Below are 14360 nucleotides of genomic sequence, written 5' to 3' on the forward strand. Positions count from 1 at the left end.
GCTTACCCGAGCGCGTTCACGTCGACGCTGCGGACCCCGCCGTCGACCTCGATCTCGACCGTCGAACCGACGCGCTCGCGCACGGTCTCGCGCCACGCCTCGACGCTCTCGGCGTGTCGCTCGCGACGCGTTTCGAGGTCGGCGTCAGGGAGTTCGGCGGCCGTGTCGTCGACTTCGGGGTACGGGGGCACGTCCGCGACGAGGTCCCTGGGGTCGATGTAGAGCGGCGCGGGTGCGTCGTCGGAACCACCGTTCCCGTTATGGCCTCCATTCCCGCCGGCGTCGAGCGCGTGGAGCCGTGCGCGCATCCGCCCGGAGAACGGCGGCGTCGCGCGGAGGACGACCTCGCGGTCGCTCCGGAGCGTGGCCTCGAGCGCGTTCGCCACGTCCTCGCGGTGGACCGCGATCGACCGGATCCGGTCGGGACCGGCCGCGTCGTCCGCCGACTCTTCAGTCATCGTTCGCCGCCCACTCGGCGTCCGAGAGCGTTCGCTGGACGGCCTCTTCGCCGACCGCGCCCGCGAGGTGTTCGAAGCCGGCGCGGACGCCGCGGTCGCCCGCGTTCGCGACCAGCCGCGAGACGATGAACTCCGGCGTGGACTTCCCGACCGTCTCGAACCGCGGCTGGTAGTCGACGCGGAGCTCCAGGTCGTTCGTCAGCCCCTCCGCGAAGATGCCGTCGATCCGTGCGGCCTCGGGCAGCGGACTCAGGTCCTCGGCGAGGTGCGTGACGTAGACGCCGAGCGCGCCGCGGTCGACCGTGAGCGTCACCAGCCCGTTCAGCAGGTCGGCGGCCCGGCCCGGCTCCGTGATCGCCTCGAACTCGTCGACGAGCATGAGCGTCCGACCGTCCGCGACCAGCGGCGGCACGACCGACTTCAACGTCGACTCCAGCACGCCGGCGTTGAACGACGCGTGTCGGCGGTGGAAGACGATCCGGTCGAACGTCCCGACCTCGGCCGCGTCGGCGGGCACGGGCAGCCCCATCGATGCGAGCAGCGCCACCGCGCACAGCGTTTCGAGGAGGGTCGTCTTCCCGCCGGAGTTCGCCCCGGTGAGGACGCTCACGCGGTCGCCGGTCGGCGGCGCGTCGGCGCTCGCGACGCCCGACGCGTCAGCGAGCGAGTGCGAGCCGACGCCGTACGAGACCGGCTGGACGTCGCCCCCGAGGAACGGGTTCCGCGCGCCGCGCACGGCGATGCCGTCGTCGACGAGCGTCGGGCGGACGTGCCCGTTCTCCGCCGCGAACCGCCCGAGCGACAGCAGGAAGGCGGCGTCCGACACGGCGGACGCGGCGCGGGCGACGGCGGTGTCGCCGCCGTCGTCCGCTCCGTCGCCGCCGCCGGCGGTCGCGTCGTCTCTCCCCGCGGACTCGTCGCCCAGCCGCTCGCGGATGTCGGCCGCGACGGCGGCCTCACGCTCCTCGACGGCCGCTTCGAGTTCGACGACGAGGTCCCGCAGCGTCCCGGAGACGAAGTCGGCGGCGTCGAGCGCCTCGTCGGGCGACGCGGCCCGGACCGTCGCGGGCTCGACGCCCGTCTCGCTCGCGACGTGGTCGATCGTCGCCGCCTCCAGCGCCTCGAAGTCGCGGAGGCTCCCGTCGCGGACCGATTCCAGCACGTCGAACGCGGAGTCGGCGAGGTCGCGCGCCGCGGACAGCTGCTCGCGGAGCCGGTCCAGCTCCGCGTCCGCGCCCGCCGCGATCTCGATATCGTCACCGTCGAGCCCGCCGGCGGGGTCGATCGACCCCCGGACGTCGGCGAGCGCGTCGGCCGCGTCGCGCAGGCGGTCCCCGTCCAGCGCGCCGATGTCGGCGAACGGTCCCGCCGTCAACCCCGCCTCGCGGAGCGCGACGGCGGTCTCGACCGCGGCCAGGTCGGAGCCGGCGGCCTCGTCGTACGCGTCAAACGCGTCCGCGACCGCCTCCCGGTCCGCCTCGTCGAGGTCGGTCCACGCGTCGCGGGCGGCGACGACCCGGTCTAATCGTGCCTCGACGGCGTCGCGGTCGAGGAGCGGGGTCAACACCCGAATGCGGTCCGCCGCGTGCGCGGTCAACGCCGCGTCGGCCGCGAGCCCGAGGAGGTCGTCGTACACCGAGCGCGCGTCGCCAGTCGCGAGCACGTCCATCCCGGCCTCCCCGTTCGCCCGGCGGAGGATGCGGGTCGCGCGGCCGCGGTGGAGCCCGGCGTCGACGAGCGCGCGGACATCGGCCGACTCGATCGCCTCAACCGCCCGCTCGGTCCCGAGGGCCTCGGCGAGCCGCTCGCTCGTCTTCGGCCCGATCCCCCAGTAGTCCTGGAGTCGCATACCCCGTGGTGTGGCCCCGGCATCTTGGCGCTTTCGTCGCTCGCGTCGCCGACGGCGACCCCGCGAGAGCGTCGGCGCGAGTTCCGTCCCCTCGCCGTCGGTTCCGCCACGGCAGCGTTCATACCGCGCTGACTCCTACTCGCGGCCATGGCCACGGAGATCGCGGACGGCGTCTGGCGACTCGACTGCGGCGGAGTCAACGCGTACCTCGTCTTCGACGACGTGCCGACGCTTGTCGACGCCGGGACGCCGTGGGACGAGGGCGCGATCCGAGGGGGCCTCGGCGACGCCGGCGTCGATCTCTCGGCGATCGGGCGCGTCCTCCTCACCCACTACGACCTCGATCACGTCGGGACGCTGGCGGCGCTGACGCCGGAGCTCGACGCGCCGGTCCACGCCTACGGCTTCGACGCGCAACTGCTGCGGGGCTATCGGACCCCCCCGCTCGGGAATCATAAAGGGCTGATACAGCGGCTCGGCGGACTCGTCACCGATCTCCCGGAACTCGAAATCGTCGGCGTCCGCGACGGCGACGCGATCGGCTCGTTCACGGCGTACCACACGCCGGGCCACACGCCCGGCCACGTCGCCTACGTCAGCGAGGAACTGGGCGTCGCGCTGCTCGGCGACCTCGTCTCGGAGTCCGACGGCGAGTTGACGGAGTCCGGCTGGGTGATAAGCTACGACACGGGCGCGGTCGCGGCGAGCGTCCGGTCGCTCGCGGAGCGCGCCCCCGCGTTCGACGTCGCCTGCGTCGGGCACGGCGACCCGCTCGCCTCGGGGGGTGACGAGGCGCTGCGCCGGCTGGCGGCGACGCTCTGAACGCCGCCTAGCGCGACTGCCGGTAGATGAGGTTGCGCTGGATGTCGTTGGCGCCCTCGTAGATCACCGGGATGCGCACGTCGCGGTAGACGCGGGCGATCCGGCGCTCGGTGAGGTTCGACCGGCCGCCGTGGAGCTTCATCCCCTTCTCGGCGCAGTCGGTGGCGACCTCGGTGGACTTGGTCTTCGCCAGCGCGGCCCAGTAGCCGGCGTCCTCGCTGTTCGCGACCTTCTCGCAGGCGCGCCAGTTGAGCGCGCGCGCCGACTCGAAGCCGATCCGCATGTCCGAGACCGTGTGCTGGACGGCCTGGAAGTCGTCGATGGTGCGGCCGAACGCCTCGCGCTCGTCGATGAACGCCTCGGCCTCCTCGATGGCCGCGGCTGCGAGGCCCAGTCCGTGGCCCCCGACGATGACGCGGCCGTGGTTGAAGAAGTCCGCGAGGGCGTAGAACCCGCCGCCCTCGCTGCCGACGACGTTCTCCTCGGGGACGAAGCAGTCCTCGAAGACGATGTGGCCCTGCTTCGACGCGCGCATCCCCATCTTCTCGGGGATGTGCTCGGCCTCGTAGCCGTCGGAGTCCGTCTCGACGATGAACAGCGTGTAGTTCGAGTAACGGTCGTCGCTCTCGCCAGTCTTGGCGTAGACGGTGAGCCAGTCGGCCTCGACCGCGTTGCCGACCCAGTACTTCTCGCCGGTGAGCTCGTAGCCCCCCTCGACCTTCTCGGCCTTCGTCGTCATGCCCGCCAGGTCGGAGCCGGTCTGCGGCTCCGACACCGCGAGCCCCGAGAGCTGTTCGTTCTCGGCCACCGGCCGGAGGTACTTCTCCTTCTGCTCCTCCGTGCCGTAGTCCTCGACCATCTCCGCGCCGAAGCTGGCGAGCTGGAGGGTGAGCGCGATGCCCGCGTCCGCGCGGTAGAACTCCTCCGCGATGGCGAGCACCTGCGCGAGGTCGAACCCTTTCCCGCCGTACTCCTCGCCGATGTCCTGCGCGACGAGCCCGGCGTCCATCCCGGCTTCGAGCACCTCCCACGGGTACTCGCCGGTGTCGTAGTACGACTCGGCGTTCGGTGCGATGTACTCGTCGGCGAACTCGCGGGCCTCCTGTTTGACGTCTCGCGCGCGCTCCGGCACGATGCTGTCGTCGAGCAACTCCATACCGACCCTGTGGACCCCGTGGACAAAACCTTCGTGGAACAACGAAGAACTCCGGGCGAGTTCACGCGTCGTCGACCGCGTCCGCGTCGCTGCGTTCTCCGTCAGCGCCCGCCCTCGCGTCGCCGTCCTCGTCGCCGCTTGTCTCCTCGTCGCCGCCCACCTCCGCGTCGCGTCGCGTGACTCCCTCCGATCCGGCCGCGACCTCGTCTCCCTCGGTCGCATCCGACGAAGGCTCTCCGTCGGCCACCGTGCCGCCTTCGAGCGCGCCCGCGTCGTTCGCTCCTCCCGCAGCGTCGTCCGCCTCGCCGCCCCCCGCTGGCCGGTCGTCCGAGTCAGGCTCCGCGGCGTCCGACTCGTTCCCCGCCGCGTCCGACTCCGCGGGCGGTTCCGCGGGGTCGGCTGGCTCGAACCCCGCGGTCTCGAGGTCGGGGTTCCCGCGCGGGTCCGCCCCGTGTTCGCGGAGGAGCGCGCGCGTCGCCTCCCTGTCGACCGTCCCCGAGACCGTCCGCGGCAGCTCCGCAGTGTACGCGATCGTCTTGGGGATCTTGAACCGCGCCAGCCGCTCGCGGGCGAACTCGACGAACGCCGCCTCGTCGATCGGCGCGGGACCGACGGATCCGGCCCCGGTGGCCGACATCGCGGCCTCGCTCTCCGCGTCGCCCCCGTCCGCGCCGTCGGCTTCCCCGTCGGTCACCGAGGGATCGATCTCTGGGACCGCGTCGTCGACGGCCGGGTCGGCGGCCGCCGACCGGAACTGGTCGCCGACGGCGACGAGCGCGGCGACGCGCTCGCCCCACACCTCGTCGTCGAGCCCGACCACCGCCACGTCGTCGACGTCGTCGTACTCCCGGAGCACGTCCGCGACCTCCCCGGGTTCGACGTTCTCGCCGCCGCTGATGATCCGGTCGTCGACGCGGTTGAGCACGTGGAGGTAGCCGTCCTCGTCGAACCGCCCGACGTCGCCGGTTCGGAGTCCGTACGGGCCGAAATCGGAGCGGTCGAGGTCCGCTGTTTCGATCCCGTTCACGCCGACCGACCCGATGGAGGATGCGTCGCCCCCCTCGACCGCATCGGTGGTTGACGCGCCCGCACCGTCGACCGCGTCCGGGTCGCCGTCGTCCTCGACGAGGTACCCCGGAGTGATCGTCGGCCCGCTGACGACGATCTCGCCGGTCTCGCCGGGGTCGACCGGGTCGCCGCCGTCGACGACGGTCACGTCGGTGCCGAACAGGGGTTTTCCCACCGTGCCGATCCGGTCTCTGGTCTGTCTGGGCGTCGCGGTCGTGATCTGCGACGCGGCCTCCGTCATTCCGTACGTCGGGTAAACGGGGATCGAGTAGTCGCGGCACCGTTCCAACAGCTCCGCCGGCGCTGGCGCGCCCCCGAGCAGGACCACCCGAAGCGAGTCCGACAGCGTCCCCCGCCGGTTGAGCATCCGCCGGAGCATCGTCGGGACGAGCGAGACGCCGGTCACGTCGTAGGCGTCGATGTCGTCGGCGGTGCCGCCCGCGTCGAACCCCTCGCGTAACACGAGGGTCGTCCCGTACAGCACCGACCGGTACACCGGCGCGAGCCCGCCCATGTGGTGGAGCGACAGCGACACCAGCCAGCGGTCGTCGGCCTCGACCCCGAGGCGGAACGCGGAGGCGACCGCGGAGCTGTACACGTTGCCCGCGGTCAGCGGGACAGGCTTGGGTTCGCCGGTGGTCCCCGAGGTGAACAGCACGCAGAGCGGGTCCTCGAACGACCACTCCGGGGGATCGAGCGACGCCGGATCGACGTCGTGGATCCCAGTTACGTCCGCGTCCGCCGGGTCGTCCACGGAGTAAACGGGGACGCCCTCGATCTCGGACACCGCGGCGGTCGCGGTCGATTCGGTCGGCTCGGCGCAGACGACGGCGTCGAGGTCGGTCCGGTCGATCCGCGCGGCGATCTCGCGGGCGGTCAGCTCCTCGCCGAGCGGGACGAACGTGGCGCCGATCCGCATCGTCGCGTGGACGAGGCCGACGGTGCCCACGTACGGGGGCGTGAGCACGCCGACCCGGTCGCCCTCGCCCAGTCCGTGCGCGACGAGTCGCCCCGCCGTCTCGGCGACGAGCCGGTCGAGGTCTGTGTAGCTCCACGCCTCGCCGTCCTCGGCGCGGACGAGGGCGGTCCCGTCCGGCGACGAGACCACGCGGTGAGAGAGCCAGTCGCGCATCGGTGTCACCCCCGTTCGCCCGAGGCCGTGCGGCTACTCATCCGCCGGCTGTCGCACGGTCAACACCGGAACGTCCGAGGTGCGGACGACCCGCTCGGTGACGCTCCCGAGCAGGTAGCGGTCGAGCCCCTTCCGGCCGTGGGTCCCCATCACCACCACGTCGATGTCGTTCTCGTCGACGTAGTCGTGGATCGACTGGTAGGCGGTGCCGGACGCGACGGTGGTGACGCACTCCACGCCCGCGTCCGCGGCGGCATCCGCCACGCGTCCCGTCGCCTCCTCGCCCTCCGATTCGAGCGCCTCGACGACGATCTCCGCGCCCGCTTCCAGGCTGGAGTACGCCGCGCCGTCGACGACGTACAGCGCGTGGAGGCGAGCGTCGTACCGGTCTGCGAGGTCGATCGCGTGTTCGATCGCGGCGTCCGACGCCGGGCTGCCGTCGGTCGGAACGAGGACATCCGAGTACATCACACTCCCCGCTACAGCGGGTAGCGATTAAAAACCCGATCCAACTGTTCAGATCCCGAGACGGGACGAACTCCGGGGTCTCGACCGGCCGACCGCCTAACGGAAGCCCATCGCTTCGATCTGCTCTTGGTACCGATTTCGGATGGTGACCTCGGTGACCTGCGCCACGTCGGCGACCTCGCGTTGGGTCTTCTTCTCGTTACAGAGCAGCGACGCGGCGTAGATGGCGGCGGCCGCGAAACCGGTGGGGGACTTCCCGGAGAGCAGCCCCTGCTCGGCTGAGACATCGATGATCTCGGTCGCCTTCGACTGGACCTCCTCGGAGAGCTGGAGCGCGGATGCGAACCGGGGGACGAACTGTTTGGGATCGACCGGCTTCAGCTCTAGGCCGAGCTCCTGGGAGATGTAGCGGTACGTCCGGCCGATCTCCTTCTGCGGAACCCGCGACACGTCTGCGACCTCGTCGAGGCTCCGGGGAATCCCCTCCTGCCGGCAGGCGGCGTAGAGGGCGGCGGTGGAGACGCCCTCGATGGAGCGGCCGCGGATGAGGTCCTCGTTGAGCGCGCGTCGATAGATGACCGAGGCGACCTCCCGTACCGACCGGGGAACGCCGAGCGCGCTCGCCATGCGGTCGATCTCAGAGAGCGCGAACTGGAGGTTGCGCTCGCCCGCGTCCTTGGTCCGGATCCGCTCCTGCCACTTCCGCAGTCGGTGCATCTGCGAGCGCTTCTCGGAGGAGAGCGACCGCCCGTACGCGTCCTTGTCCTTCCAGTCGATCGTCGTCGTCAGCCCCTTATCGTGCATCGTCTCCGTGATCGGCGCGCCGACCCGGGACTTCGACTGCCGCTCGTTGTGGTTGAACGCGCGCCACTCCGGCCCGCGGTCGATGTTCCGCTCGTCCAAGACGAGCCCGCAGTCCTCGCAGACGAGCTCTTGATCGGCGTCGGTGACGATGTTCTCCGAGTCACACTCCGGACAGGAGACCGTCGATTCGTCCGTTTCCTGCTCCGTGTCCCGCTCCTGTTGCCGCTGGCGACTCGGACGTTCCATTAAAAGGTTTCTGGTCAGTCGCGCATTTAAGCCTTGTCCACCCCTATCATCGATCCTGACGGTTCTCGAACCAACGTGAAATCGCGTTTTCGGACGTTAGAGAGGGACCAATAGCAGATTAGCGAACAGAATACACATCGTTGGCTGCCCTACCGTCGCCCGGCCACCCGCACCGAGACGCACGAAACGTGACCGTGGACGGAGCCCCGGTCGAGCCTCGGGCGTCGTTTGACGCCCACCTCTCGCCAGTTCCGTCGGTCTTACCCCCGGTGCCCAAGTTTATTACTCCTAAACATTCAAGAAGATTTTTGTATAACCTATACCAATAGGCGTGTATGAGTACGACTTCCCCGCCCGGCGTCGAACGCACGCTTCGCGGCTGTCGCCCGGCCGACGTCGATCCCGTCGTCATCGACGCGGCGGACCTCGACAGCACCGCGCCCGAGCACCTCCGCGACCTCAAGCGGGGGCTCGCGGCCCGCGGCTACCAGCCCGCCGCGGTCGCCGCCGAAGCCGAGTTCGACGCCGAGAGCACCCTCGAGCGACAGCGCGAGGTCGACCGACTGCGCGGGCTCCTCCGCGCCGCGGCGTTCCTCGGCGCCGGCCGGATCGAGGTCAGCGTCACCGGCGAAGTCCGCGAAGAGGCCCGCACGGCGCTCGCGGCGCTCGCCGAGCGGGCCGACCGCGAGGGCGTCGAACTCGTCCGGGTGGGCGCGGACGCCGGCGGCGCCTGACCGATGGCGACGAAGCGCTCGCTCGCGACCAAGCTCGGCGTCGTCGCCGGCTTCGAGCGCCCCGACGCCGCCCTCGAACAGTACCCGACGCCGCCGGAGCTGGCCGCCCACGTCGTCCACCTGGCGGACCTCCACGGCGACGTCGAGGGGCGGACCGTGCTCGACCTCGGCGCCGGCACGGGGATGCTCGCGCTGGCGGCGGCGCTTCGCGGCCCCGCCCGCGTCGTCGGCCTCGAACTCGACGGGGGCGCGCTCGCGACCGCCCGAGGGAACGAGCGCCGCGTCGCCGCCAGCGCGCCGGTCCACTGGGTTCGTGGCGACGCGACCCGCCCGCCGCTCGCGGTCTCCGAGCCCGCGACCGTCGTCATGAACCCGCCGTTCGGCGCACAGGACGGAAACCGCAACGCAGATCGGGAGTTCCTCGCGGTCGCGAGCGACCTCGCCGAAGTCTCTTACTCGGTCCACAACGCCGGTAGCCGGAAGTTCGTCGAGGCGTTCGCCGCCGACGAGGGCGGCGAGGTGACGCACGCGTTCGCGGCCGAGTTCCGGATCGACGCACAGTTTGATCACCACACCGACGAGGCGCGCGACATCGACACCGAAGTGTACCGGATCGAGTGGTCGTAGGGGGCCGGACGCTCTCTTCCCGGCCCGCCGGCGCGGGCTACCGCCGTCCCTCGTACCGCTCCCGCTGTGCGATCCGCACTCGCGTCTCGCCGCGCTGCGCGAACACGGCGTTGCCCTCGCGAACGAACGTGATCCCGCGGACGGTCTCGGTCTCGTTCGCGGCCGGGAGCGGCGCCGTGACGTTGTTCCCGCTGCCGCCGGCAACCGTCAGTTCGAACCCGTCGGGCGTGGCCGCGATGACGACGTTCCGCCCGTCGATCCGGGGCTCAGCCCGGGCGGGGTCGCTCGTGAACAGCGTCCGTCTCGTCTCGTTCCTGACCGCGTCGACCCGGTACGCCGGACCGCCGTTCGCGGCGACCCAGCCGACCCGCTGAACCCAGACGGTCTCCCGCCAGCCGGTGCCCCCCACGTCGACCGCGCGGTACCCCCAGAACGCGAGGTTCCCCTTCGAGACGGCGGTCGTCCATATCTCGCGGTCGGGGTCGCTGACGATCACCCCCGACGTGTTGACCGACGTCGAGCGCCCGAACGCTTCCACGTCGACGACGCCCACGAGTCGGTCCTCGACGTTCTCCGCGTAGGTCACCTGATACCCCTCGACCTCGATCGGGTCGCCCGGGAGGTCGCCGTCCTCGACCGTGACGAGGTTCGGCACGACGGCCGGCCCCGCGACGGCCGCCAGCGCCGCCGTGAGCAGGACCAGTCCGACCGCCGCCGGCGTCGACGACCGGATCCCGTCTCTGAGCGTCTCGGGCTTCGGCACCGCTCGGGACGGCCAGAGCGGGTCGTCGCGCGAGGCGGCCGCGACGGCGACGATCGCGGCCAGCAGGGCGAGCAGCCCAACGCCGACCGCGCGGTACAGCTCGTACCGCTCGTTGCCGAGGTACCAGTACACCGCCCACAGCCGACGCGAGGCGCCGAACAGCAGGAGCGCCCCGAAGACGACGAGCGCGGTGCGCTCCGACGCGTCCGCGCGCGACCCGTCGTGGTCCGGCGCGGTATTCGGATGGAACCGCCACCGACCGGGGGTCGCGCCCGCGTCGCGGTCCTCGCTGCGTTTTCCGTCGTCCCGCCCTCGAGTCCGCCGCCGCCGCAGGAGTACGACGGCGACGAGGGCGCCGCCGATGAGCCCGAGCGCATGCCCTTGGATCGCGACGTTCGCCCACCCCGGGGCGCCGTAGGATGGGGACGCCTCGGCGAACGCCACCGGCGTCCGGAGGGCGTCGTAGACGACGCCGACGAGCGCCGTTCCCGTCGTGGCGACGACCGCGGCGACGGGACGCGTAACGAGCGCGAACCCCCAGTACGCGAACACGACGACGGAGAAGCCGATCACGGGCCCCAACGCGAACAGCGCGGAGACGAGGCCGAACGCGACCGCCGCGCCGGGAACGATCAGGAACGCACGGACGTAGGGGTTCTCGCCGGGGGATTCGACGGCGCGGATCCGGCTCGGCAGCCGTCGGGCTCGACTCGGCATCTCACGGACTCGACCCGGGAGACCTCGCAGGCGATCCGGGAGTCGCCGGGACCGGACGGCGGCCCGCTCCCGGTCGCCGACCTCGCGTCCCTCGGGGAAGTGGCCGTACGCGTACTCCGCGAGGCTCCCCGCGACGAGCGCGGAGAGGAGGTTCCCGGTGATGTGTCCGCGGCCCGCGTGCGCGAAGCTGGACCAGACGAGCCCCTCCGGGTAGAAGTACGACCACGACCGGAACGGGATCACGACCGGTCGGTTCGGGTCGTCGATTCCGGACTGGACGAACAGGTACACTCCGATCACGCCGGCGACAACGAGGAGCGTCCCCCACGGGACACCGAGCAGGAGCCGCGAGCGGAGCGTCCGCGTCCAGTCGGCCCCTCGTCGATCCGCGAGGAACACCGCGGCGAGCGCGACGGCGACGGCGACGGCGCCGGCGGCGAGGTGGACGGTGTCCGACGCCAGCGCGTCCGCGACCATGTCAGGTTCGACGGGGCCGCGCACACATCAATAACGGGGGTCGAGCGCGGTACGGGGTCGGGCGTAATGCGAGGTCGAGCGGGCGGGCGAAAGCGTCCGACGGGTCAGATCTTGTTCTCGGCGTCGTCGGCCAGCTCCTCCATCCGCTTGCCGACGCGGCCGGCGGGCGAGAACTCGTCTTCGCTCATCGCGTTCGCTAAGGCGTTACCGAGGACGAACACGGCGTGTTTGTGTTCGCTCTTCGATTTGTGGACGTGGGAGGGGTCGACTTCGAGCTCGTCGTAGGGGTCGAACAGCGACCCGTCGACCGTCTCCTGCGCGCGGAAGTGCTCCATGATCGTCACCATCTGTTCGTGAAGCTCAAGCAGCTCGTCCTTGTGCATACCCACGGATACGGGTCGTAGGCCCTTTAAGCGTTGTTGAGGGCGGTACGCACGGTTCTGCGCCGCGGAGACCTCGACCGAGGGAGCCGCGCGGTCAGAAGACGTACTCGTCTTCGTGGCCCATCATCCCCTCGTCCTCGAACCCGTTGGAGTCGTCGTCGTCTCGCGGGCCGCTCGTCTTGTACGCCTTGATGCCGGTCGACAACAGCTCCTCGACCGCCTCCTCGCGGTTGAGGAACTCTCCTTCCTCGACCATCTGGGCGATCTGCATCTCCAGATGCTCCGGCACGGTTATCTTCACTTGTGGCATTTGCTGTCCGGGTCTTGTGGCATGGCGTATATAAAATTGGCGTCGCAGATCCGGAGATATGAAAACTCAAAGCAGAGACTCGAAAGTTCATTTTTTATCTTCTGAAGGTCGGTTAGGTTTGTACGAATCCCCCGCCGAGCGGTACCGGTGTCTCGCCGCCGGGCGTCCGTGCCGTTCGAGGGCGACACTCGCGGGTCCCCAGCACGTCCTCTGGGAGCGACATTCATACGTCGGTCCGGGCCGAACGGCGGTTCATGACCGATTCCGGCGTCGACGCGGCCGAGGACCTCACCGACCTCTACCGCGAGTACGGCGACGACAGACTCCCTCCGGGCCAGCGCGAGACGGACGGCTTCCCGGTCCTCTCGAAGAGCGGGACGCCCTCGTGGGACCCGGTGACGTTCGAGTTCGAGGTGTGGGGCGCAGTCGAGGAGCCGCTCTCCCTCTCGCTCGACGAGTTCCGCGACCTCCCGTCGGTCACCCAGCGACAGGACTTCCACTGCGTGACCGGCTGGAGTAAGTTCGACTGCGAGTTCACGGGCGTCTCCTTCGCCGACCTCGCCGAGCGCGCCGGCGTCCGCGACGACGCCGAACACGTCATGTTCCACGCGCTCGACGGCTACACGACCGACCTCCCGCTCGACGAGTGTACGAAGCCGGGCGTCCAGCTCACCTACGGCTACGACGGCGACGACCTCCCGGCCGACCACGGCGGCCCCATCCGCGTCGTCACGCCGCACAAGTACGCGTACAAGGGCGCGAAGTGGGTCTCGGGCGTCGAGTTCCTCACCGAGCCCGAACTCGGCTACTGGGAGAAGCGGGGGTACAGCGACACGGCGAACCCTTGGAACGAGGAGCGCTACAGCTGAGCGCCCCCCGGGGTCGCGCTCGGCCCGTCCGCGTCGTCGCCCGAGTTCCCCCGGTCCTCCGCCCCGATAGTCAGGATAAAGGGTCCACGTCCCCGACTCGATACGCATGGAACAGGCGCGTTCGCGGTCGTCGTCGCCGCTGGTCAGCCGGACCACCGAGGTCGTCGAGCCGGCGTTCGCGGCGGCGTTCGAGGCGCTTCCCACCCCGCGCACGACGTGGAGCGCGCCGGACGACGCGCTGGTGATCGGCGGCGGCGAGGCCGCGACGCTGACCGCGTCCGGGGGCGACCGGTTCGCGGCGATCCGCGAGTCGGCGACGGAGCTGTTCGAGTCCGGCGACGTCCACGCCGGCACCGAGGCGGCCCGCCCCCGCGTGTTCGGCGGGTTCGCCTTCCACGAGGGCGCCTGCGACGGCGAGCCGTGGGCGCCGTTTCCGGAGGCCCGGTTCGTCCTGCCGCGGGTCCAGCTGACCTACGCCGACAACGGTGCGTGGCTCACGGTCAACGCGGTCGGGCCGGACGCCGGCGTCGACGCCGTCGAGGACCGGCTCGCCCGCGAGGTCGACCGGTTCGCCGCCCTCGACGCCGTCGACGCCGGGTCGCCGACCGCGGCCGCCGGCTCCCGGCCCCCTCGCCCGGGGATCCGCGAGAGCCGCCGGACGACGAGCCGCGACGCGTGGCGCGAGAGCGTCGGCGCCGCGGTCGACAGGATCGCCGACGGCGACCTCCAGAAGGTGGTGTTGGCGCAGGCGCTGGAGGCCGACCTCGCGGCCGACTTCCCGCGGGCGGCCACCCTCGAACGCCTCGCCGAGAAGTACCCCGACTGCCACCGCTACTGGTTCGAGCCCGCCGCGGGGGAGAGCGCCTTCTTCGGCGCCACGCCGGAGCGACTCGTCTCGTTGCGGGGGCGGACCGTCGAGACCGACGCGCTCGCCGGGACGACCGGCCGCGGCGAGACGCCGAGCGAGGACGAGTGGCTCGCGCGCGAGCTCCTCGACGACGAGAAGAACGTTCACGAGCACGAGCTGGTCGCGGAGACGGTCCGCGACCAGCTTGAGCCGTTCGCCGCGTCGGTCTCCGCGGGCGAGCGTCGGGTTCGACGACTCGCGACCGTCCAACACCTCCACACGCCGATCACCGCCGAGCTCGACGCGGACCGACACGTCCTCGAACTCGTCGAGGCGCTCCACCCCACCCCGGCGGTCGGCGGGCTCCCGCCGGACCGCGCGCTGACGACGATCCGCGAGACGGAGCCGTTCGACCGCGGCTGGTACGCCGCGCCGGTGGGCTGGATCGACGCCGCCGGCAACGGCGCGTTCGCGGTCGCGATCCGGTCCGCGGTCGGAACCCGCCGTCGAGCCACGCTGTTCGCCGGCGTCGGCGTCGTCTCCGACTCCGACCCCGACCGCGAGTGGGACGAGGTCCAGCTGAAGTACCGGCCGATCCTCGACGAGCTGGAGGGCGACGCAGCGGATTGA

General features: G+C 71.2%; 14 protein-coding genes. 5 read left to right on the plus strand and 9 right to left on the minus strand.

Annotated features, from left to right (window positions below; genetic code table 11):
* Positions 1-2: 2 nt before the first annotated feature.
* On the minus strand, positions 3-458 hold the full coding sequence (locus EXE51_RS11540) for a hypothetical protein (RefSeq protein WP_086219124.1): 456 nt from the start codon (positions 456-458) through the stop codon (positions 3-5).
* Complete coding sequence (locus EXE51_RS11545) at positions 451-2307, minus strand: DNA mismatch repair protein (protein ID WP_094495280.1); 1857 nt, start codon at positions 2305-2307, stop codon at positions 451-453. Before EXE51_RS11545 ends, EXE51_RS11540 begins: the two co-directional genes overlap by 8 nt.
* A gap of 147 nt (positions 2308-2454) precedes the next feature.
* On the opposite strand from EXE51_RS11545, the gene EXE51_RS11550 reads away from it, so the two are divergent.
* Positions 2455-3129: an MBL fold metallo-hydrolase gene (locus EXE51_RS11550; RefSeq protein ID WP_137692704.1), complete on the plus strand. Its 675-nt coding sequence runs from the start codon at positions 2455-2457 to the stop codon at positions 3127-3129.
* A gap of 7 nt (positions 3130-3136) precedes the next feature.
* On the opposite strand, the gene EXE51_RS11555 is transcribed toward EXE51_RS11550, so the two are convergent.
* From EXE51_RS11555 to EXE51_RS11570, 4 genes are all read right to left on the minus strand, one after another.
* Positions 3137-4285, minus strand: coding sequence for an acyl-CoA dehydrogenase family protein (locus tag EXE51_RS11555; RefSeq protein WP_049929326.1), 1149 nt, complete (start codon positions 4283-4285; stop codon positions 3137-3139).
* 61 nt (positions 4286-4346) lie between these two features.
* Positions 4347-6485: an AMP-binding protein gene (locus EXE51_RS11560; RefSeq protein WP_137692705.1), complete on the minus strand. Its 2139-nt coding sequence runs from the start codon at positions 6483-6485 to the stop codon at positions 4347-4349.
* Positions 6486-6518: 33 nt separating this feature from the next.
* Positions 6519-6953, minus strand: coding sequence for a universal stress protein (locus tag EXE51_RS11565; protein ID WP_049930070.1), 435 nt, complete (start codon positions 6951-6953; stop codon positions 6519-6521).
* 96 nt (positions 6954-7049) lie between these two features.
* Positions 7050-8003, minus strand: a complete 954-nt coding sequence (locus tag EXE51_RS11570; protein WP_006113981.1) for a transcription initiation factor IIB family protein — start codon at positions 8001-8003, stop codon at positions 7050-7052.
* 335 nt (positions 8004-8338) lie between these two features.
* Between EXE51_RS11570 and EXE51_RS11575 the strand changes: the two genes are divergently transcribed.
* Both EXE51_RS11575 and EXE51_RS11580 read left to right on the plus strand, forming a co-directional pair.
* The gene (locus tag EXE51_RS11575; protein ID WP_086219128.1) at positions 8339-8737 is read left to right on the plus strand and encodes a hypothetical protein; all 399 of its coding nucleotides are present in this window, start codon (positions 8339-8341) and stop codon (positions 8735-8737) included.
* Positions 8738-8740: 3 nt separating this feature from the next.
* A complete protein-coding gene (locus EXE51_RS11580; RefSeq protein WP_049929329.1) occupies positions 8741-9364 on the plus strand; it encodes an METTL5 family protein in 624 nt (207 codons plus the stop codon).
* A gap of 37 nt (positions 9365-9401) precedes the next feature.
* Here EXE51_RS11580 and EXE51_RS11585 read toward each other — a convergent pair whose 3' ends face one another.
* From EXE51_RS11585 to EXE51_RS11595, 3 genes are all read right to left on the minus strand, one after another.
* Positions 9402-11321, minus strand: a complete 1920-nt coding sequence (locus EXE51_RS11585; RefSeq protein WP_137692736.1) for a rhomboid family intramembrane serine protease — start codon at positions 11319-11321, stop codon at positions 9402-9404.
* A 104-nt stretch (positions 11322-11425) separates the two neighbouring features.
* The gene (locus tag EXE51_RS11590; RefSeq protein ID WP_008442749.1) at positions 11426-11704 is read right to left on the minus strand and encodes a UPF0058 family protein; all 279 of its coding nucleotides are present in this window, start codon (positions 11702-11704) and stop codon (positions 11426-11428) included.
* 94 nt (positions 11705-11798) lie between these two features.
* Complete coding sequence (locus EXE51_RS11595; protein ID WP_049929331.1) at positions 11799-12014, minus strand: cell surface protein; 216 nt, start codon at positions 12012-12014, stop codon at positions 11799-11801.
* A gap of 254 nt (positions 12015-12268) precedes the next feature.
* Here EXE51_RS11595 and EXE51_RS11600 point away from each other — a divergent pair, with 254 nt between their 5' ends.
* Together EXE51_RS11600 and EXE51_RS11605 are read left to right on the plus strand one after the other, a co-directional pair.
* Complete coding sequence (locus EXE51_RS11600) at positions 12269-12883, plus strand: sulfite oxidase-like oxidoreductase (RefSeq protein WP_094521352.1); 615 nt, start codon at positions 12269-12271, stop codon at positions 12881-12883.
* Between the two features lie 106 nt (positions 12884-12989).
* The gene (locus tag EXE51_RS11605) at positions 12990-14360 is read left to right on the plus strand and encodes an isochorismate synthase MenF (protein WP_094495285.1); all 1371 of its coding nucleotides are present in this window, start codon (positions 12990-12992) and stop codon (positions 14358-14360) included.

This window comes from Halorubrum sp. CGM5_25_10-8B (assembly GCF_005435095.1).
GTDB lineage: Archaea > Halobacteriota > Halobacteria > Halobacteriales > Haloferacaceae > Halorubrum > Halorubrum ezzemoulense.

Bases quoted from the DNA above. Each gene is read 5' to 3' on its own strand.
- EXE51_RS11555 (WP_049929326.1), bottom strand. From the start codon at position 4,285: ATGGAGTTGCTCGACGACAGCATCGTGCCGGAGCGCGCGCGAGACGTC.
- EXE51_RS11540 (WP_086219124.1), bottom strand. From the start codon at position 458: ATGACTGAAGAGTCGGCGGACGACGCGGCCGGTCCCGACCGGATCCGG.
- EXE51_RS11545 (WP_094495280.1), bottom strand. From the start codon at position 2,307: ATGCGACTCCAGGACTACTGGGGGATCGGGCCGAAGACGAGCGAGCGG.
- EXE51_RS11585 (WP_137692736.1), bottom strand. From the start codon at position 11,321: ATGGTCGCGGACGCGCTGGCGTCGGACACCGTCCACCTCGCCGCCGGC.
- EXE51_RS11560 (WP_137692705.1), bottom strand. From the start codon at position 6,485: ATGCGCGACTGGCTCTCTCACCGCGTGGTCTCGTCGCCGGACGGGACC.
- EXE51_RS11600 (WP_094521352.1), top strand. From the start codon at position 12,269: ATGACCGATTCCGGCGTCGACGCGGCCGAGGACCTCACCGACCTCTAC.
- EXE51_RS11595 (WP_049929331.1), bottom strand. From the start codon at position 12,014: ATGCCACAAGTGAAGATAACCGTGCCGGAGCATCTGGAGATGCAGATC.
- EXE51_RS11575 (WP_086219128.1), top strand. From the start codon at position 8,339: ATGAGTACGACTTCCCCGCCCGGCGTCGAACGCACGCTTCGCGGCTGT.
- EXE51_RS11550 (WP_137692704.1), top strand. From the start codon at position 2,455: ATGGCCACGGAGATCGCGGACGGCGTCTGGCGACTCGACTGCGGCGGA.
- EXE51_RS11570 (WP_006113981.1), bottom strand. From the start codon at position 8,003: ATGGAACGTCCGAGTCGCCAGCGGCAACAGGAGCGGGACACGGAGCAG.
- EXE51_RS11605 (WP_094495285.1), top strand. From the start codon at position 12,990: ATGGAACAGGCGCGTTCGCGGTCGTCGTCGCCGCTGGTCAGCCGGACC.
- EXE51_RS11590 (WP_008442749.1), bottom strand. From the start codon at position 11,704: ATGCACAAGGACGAGCTGCTTGAGCTTCACGAACAGATGGTGACGATC.
- EXE51_RS11565 (WP_049930070.1), bottom strand. From the start codon at position 6,953: ATGTACTCGGATGTCCTCGTTCCGACCGACGGCAGCCCGGCGTCGGAC.
- EXE51_RS11580 (WP_049929329.1), top strand. From the start codon at position 8,741: ATGGCGACGAAGCGCTCGCTCGCGACCAAGCTCGGCGTCGTCGCCGGC.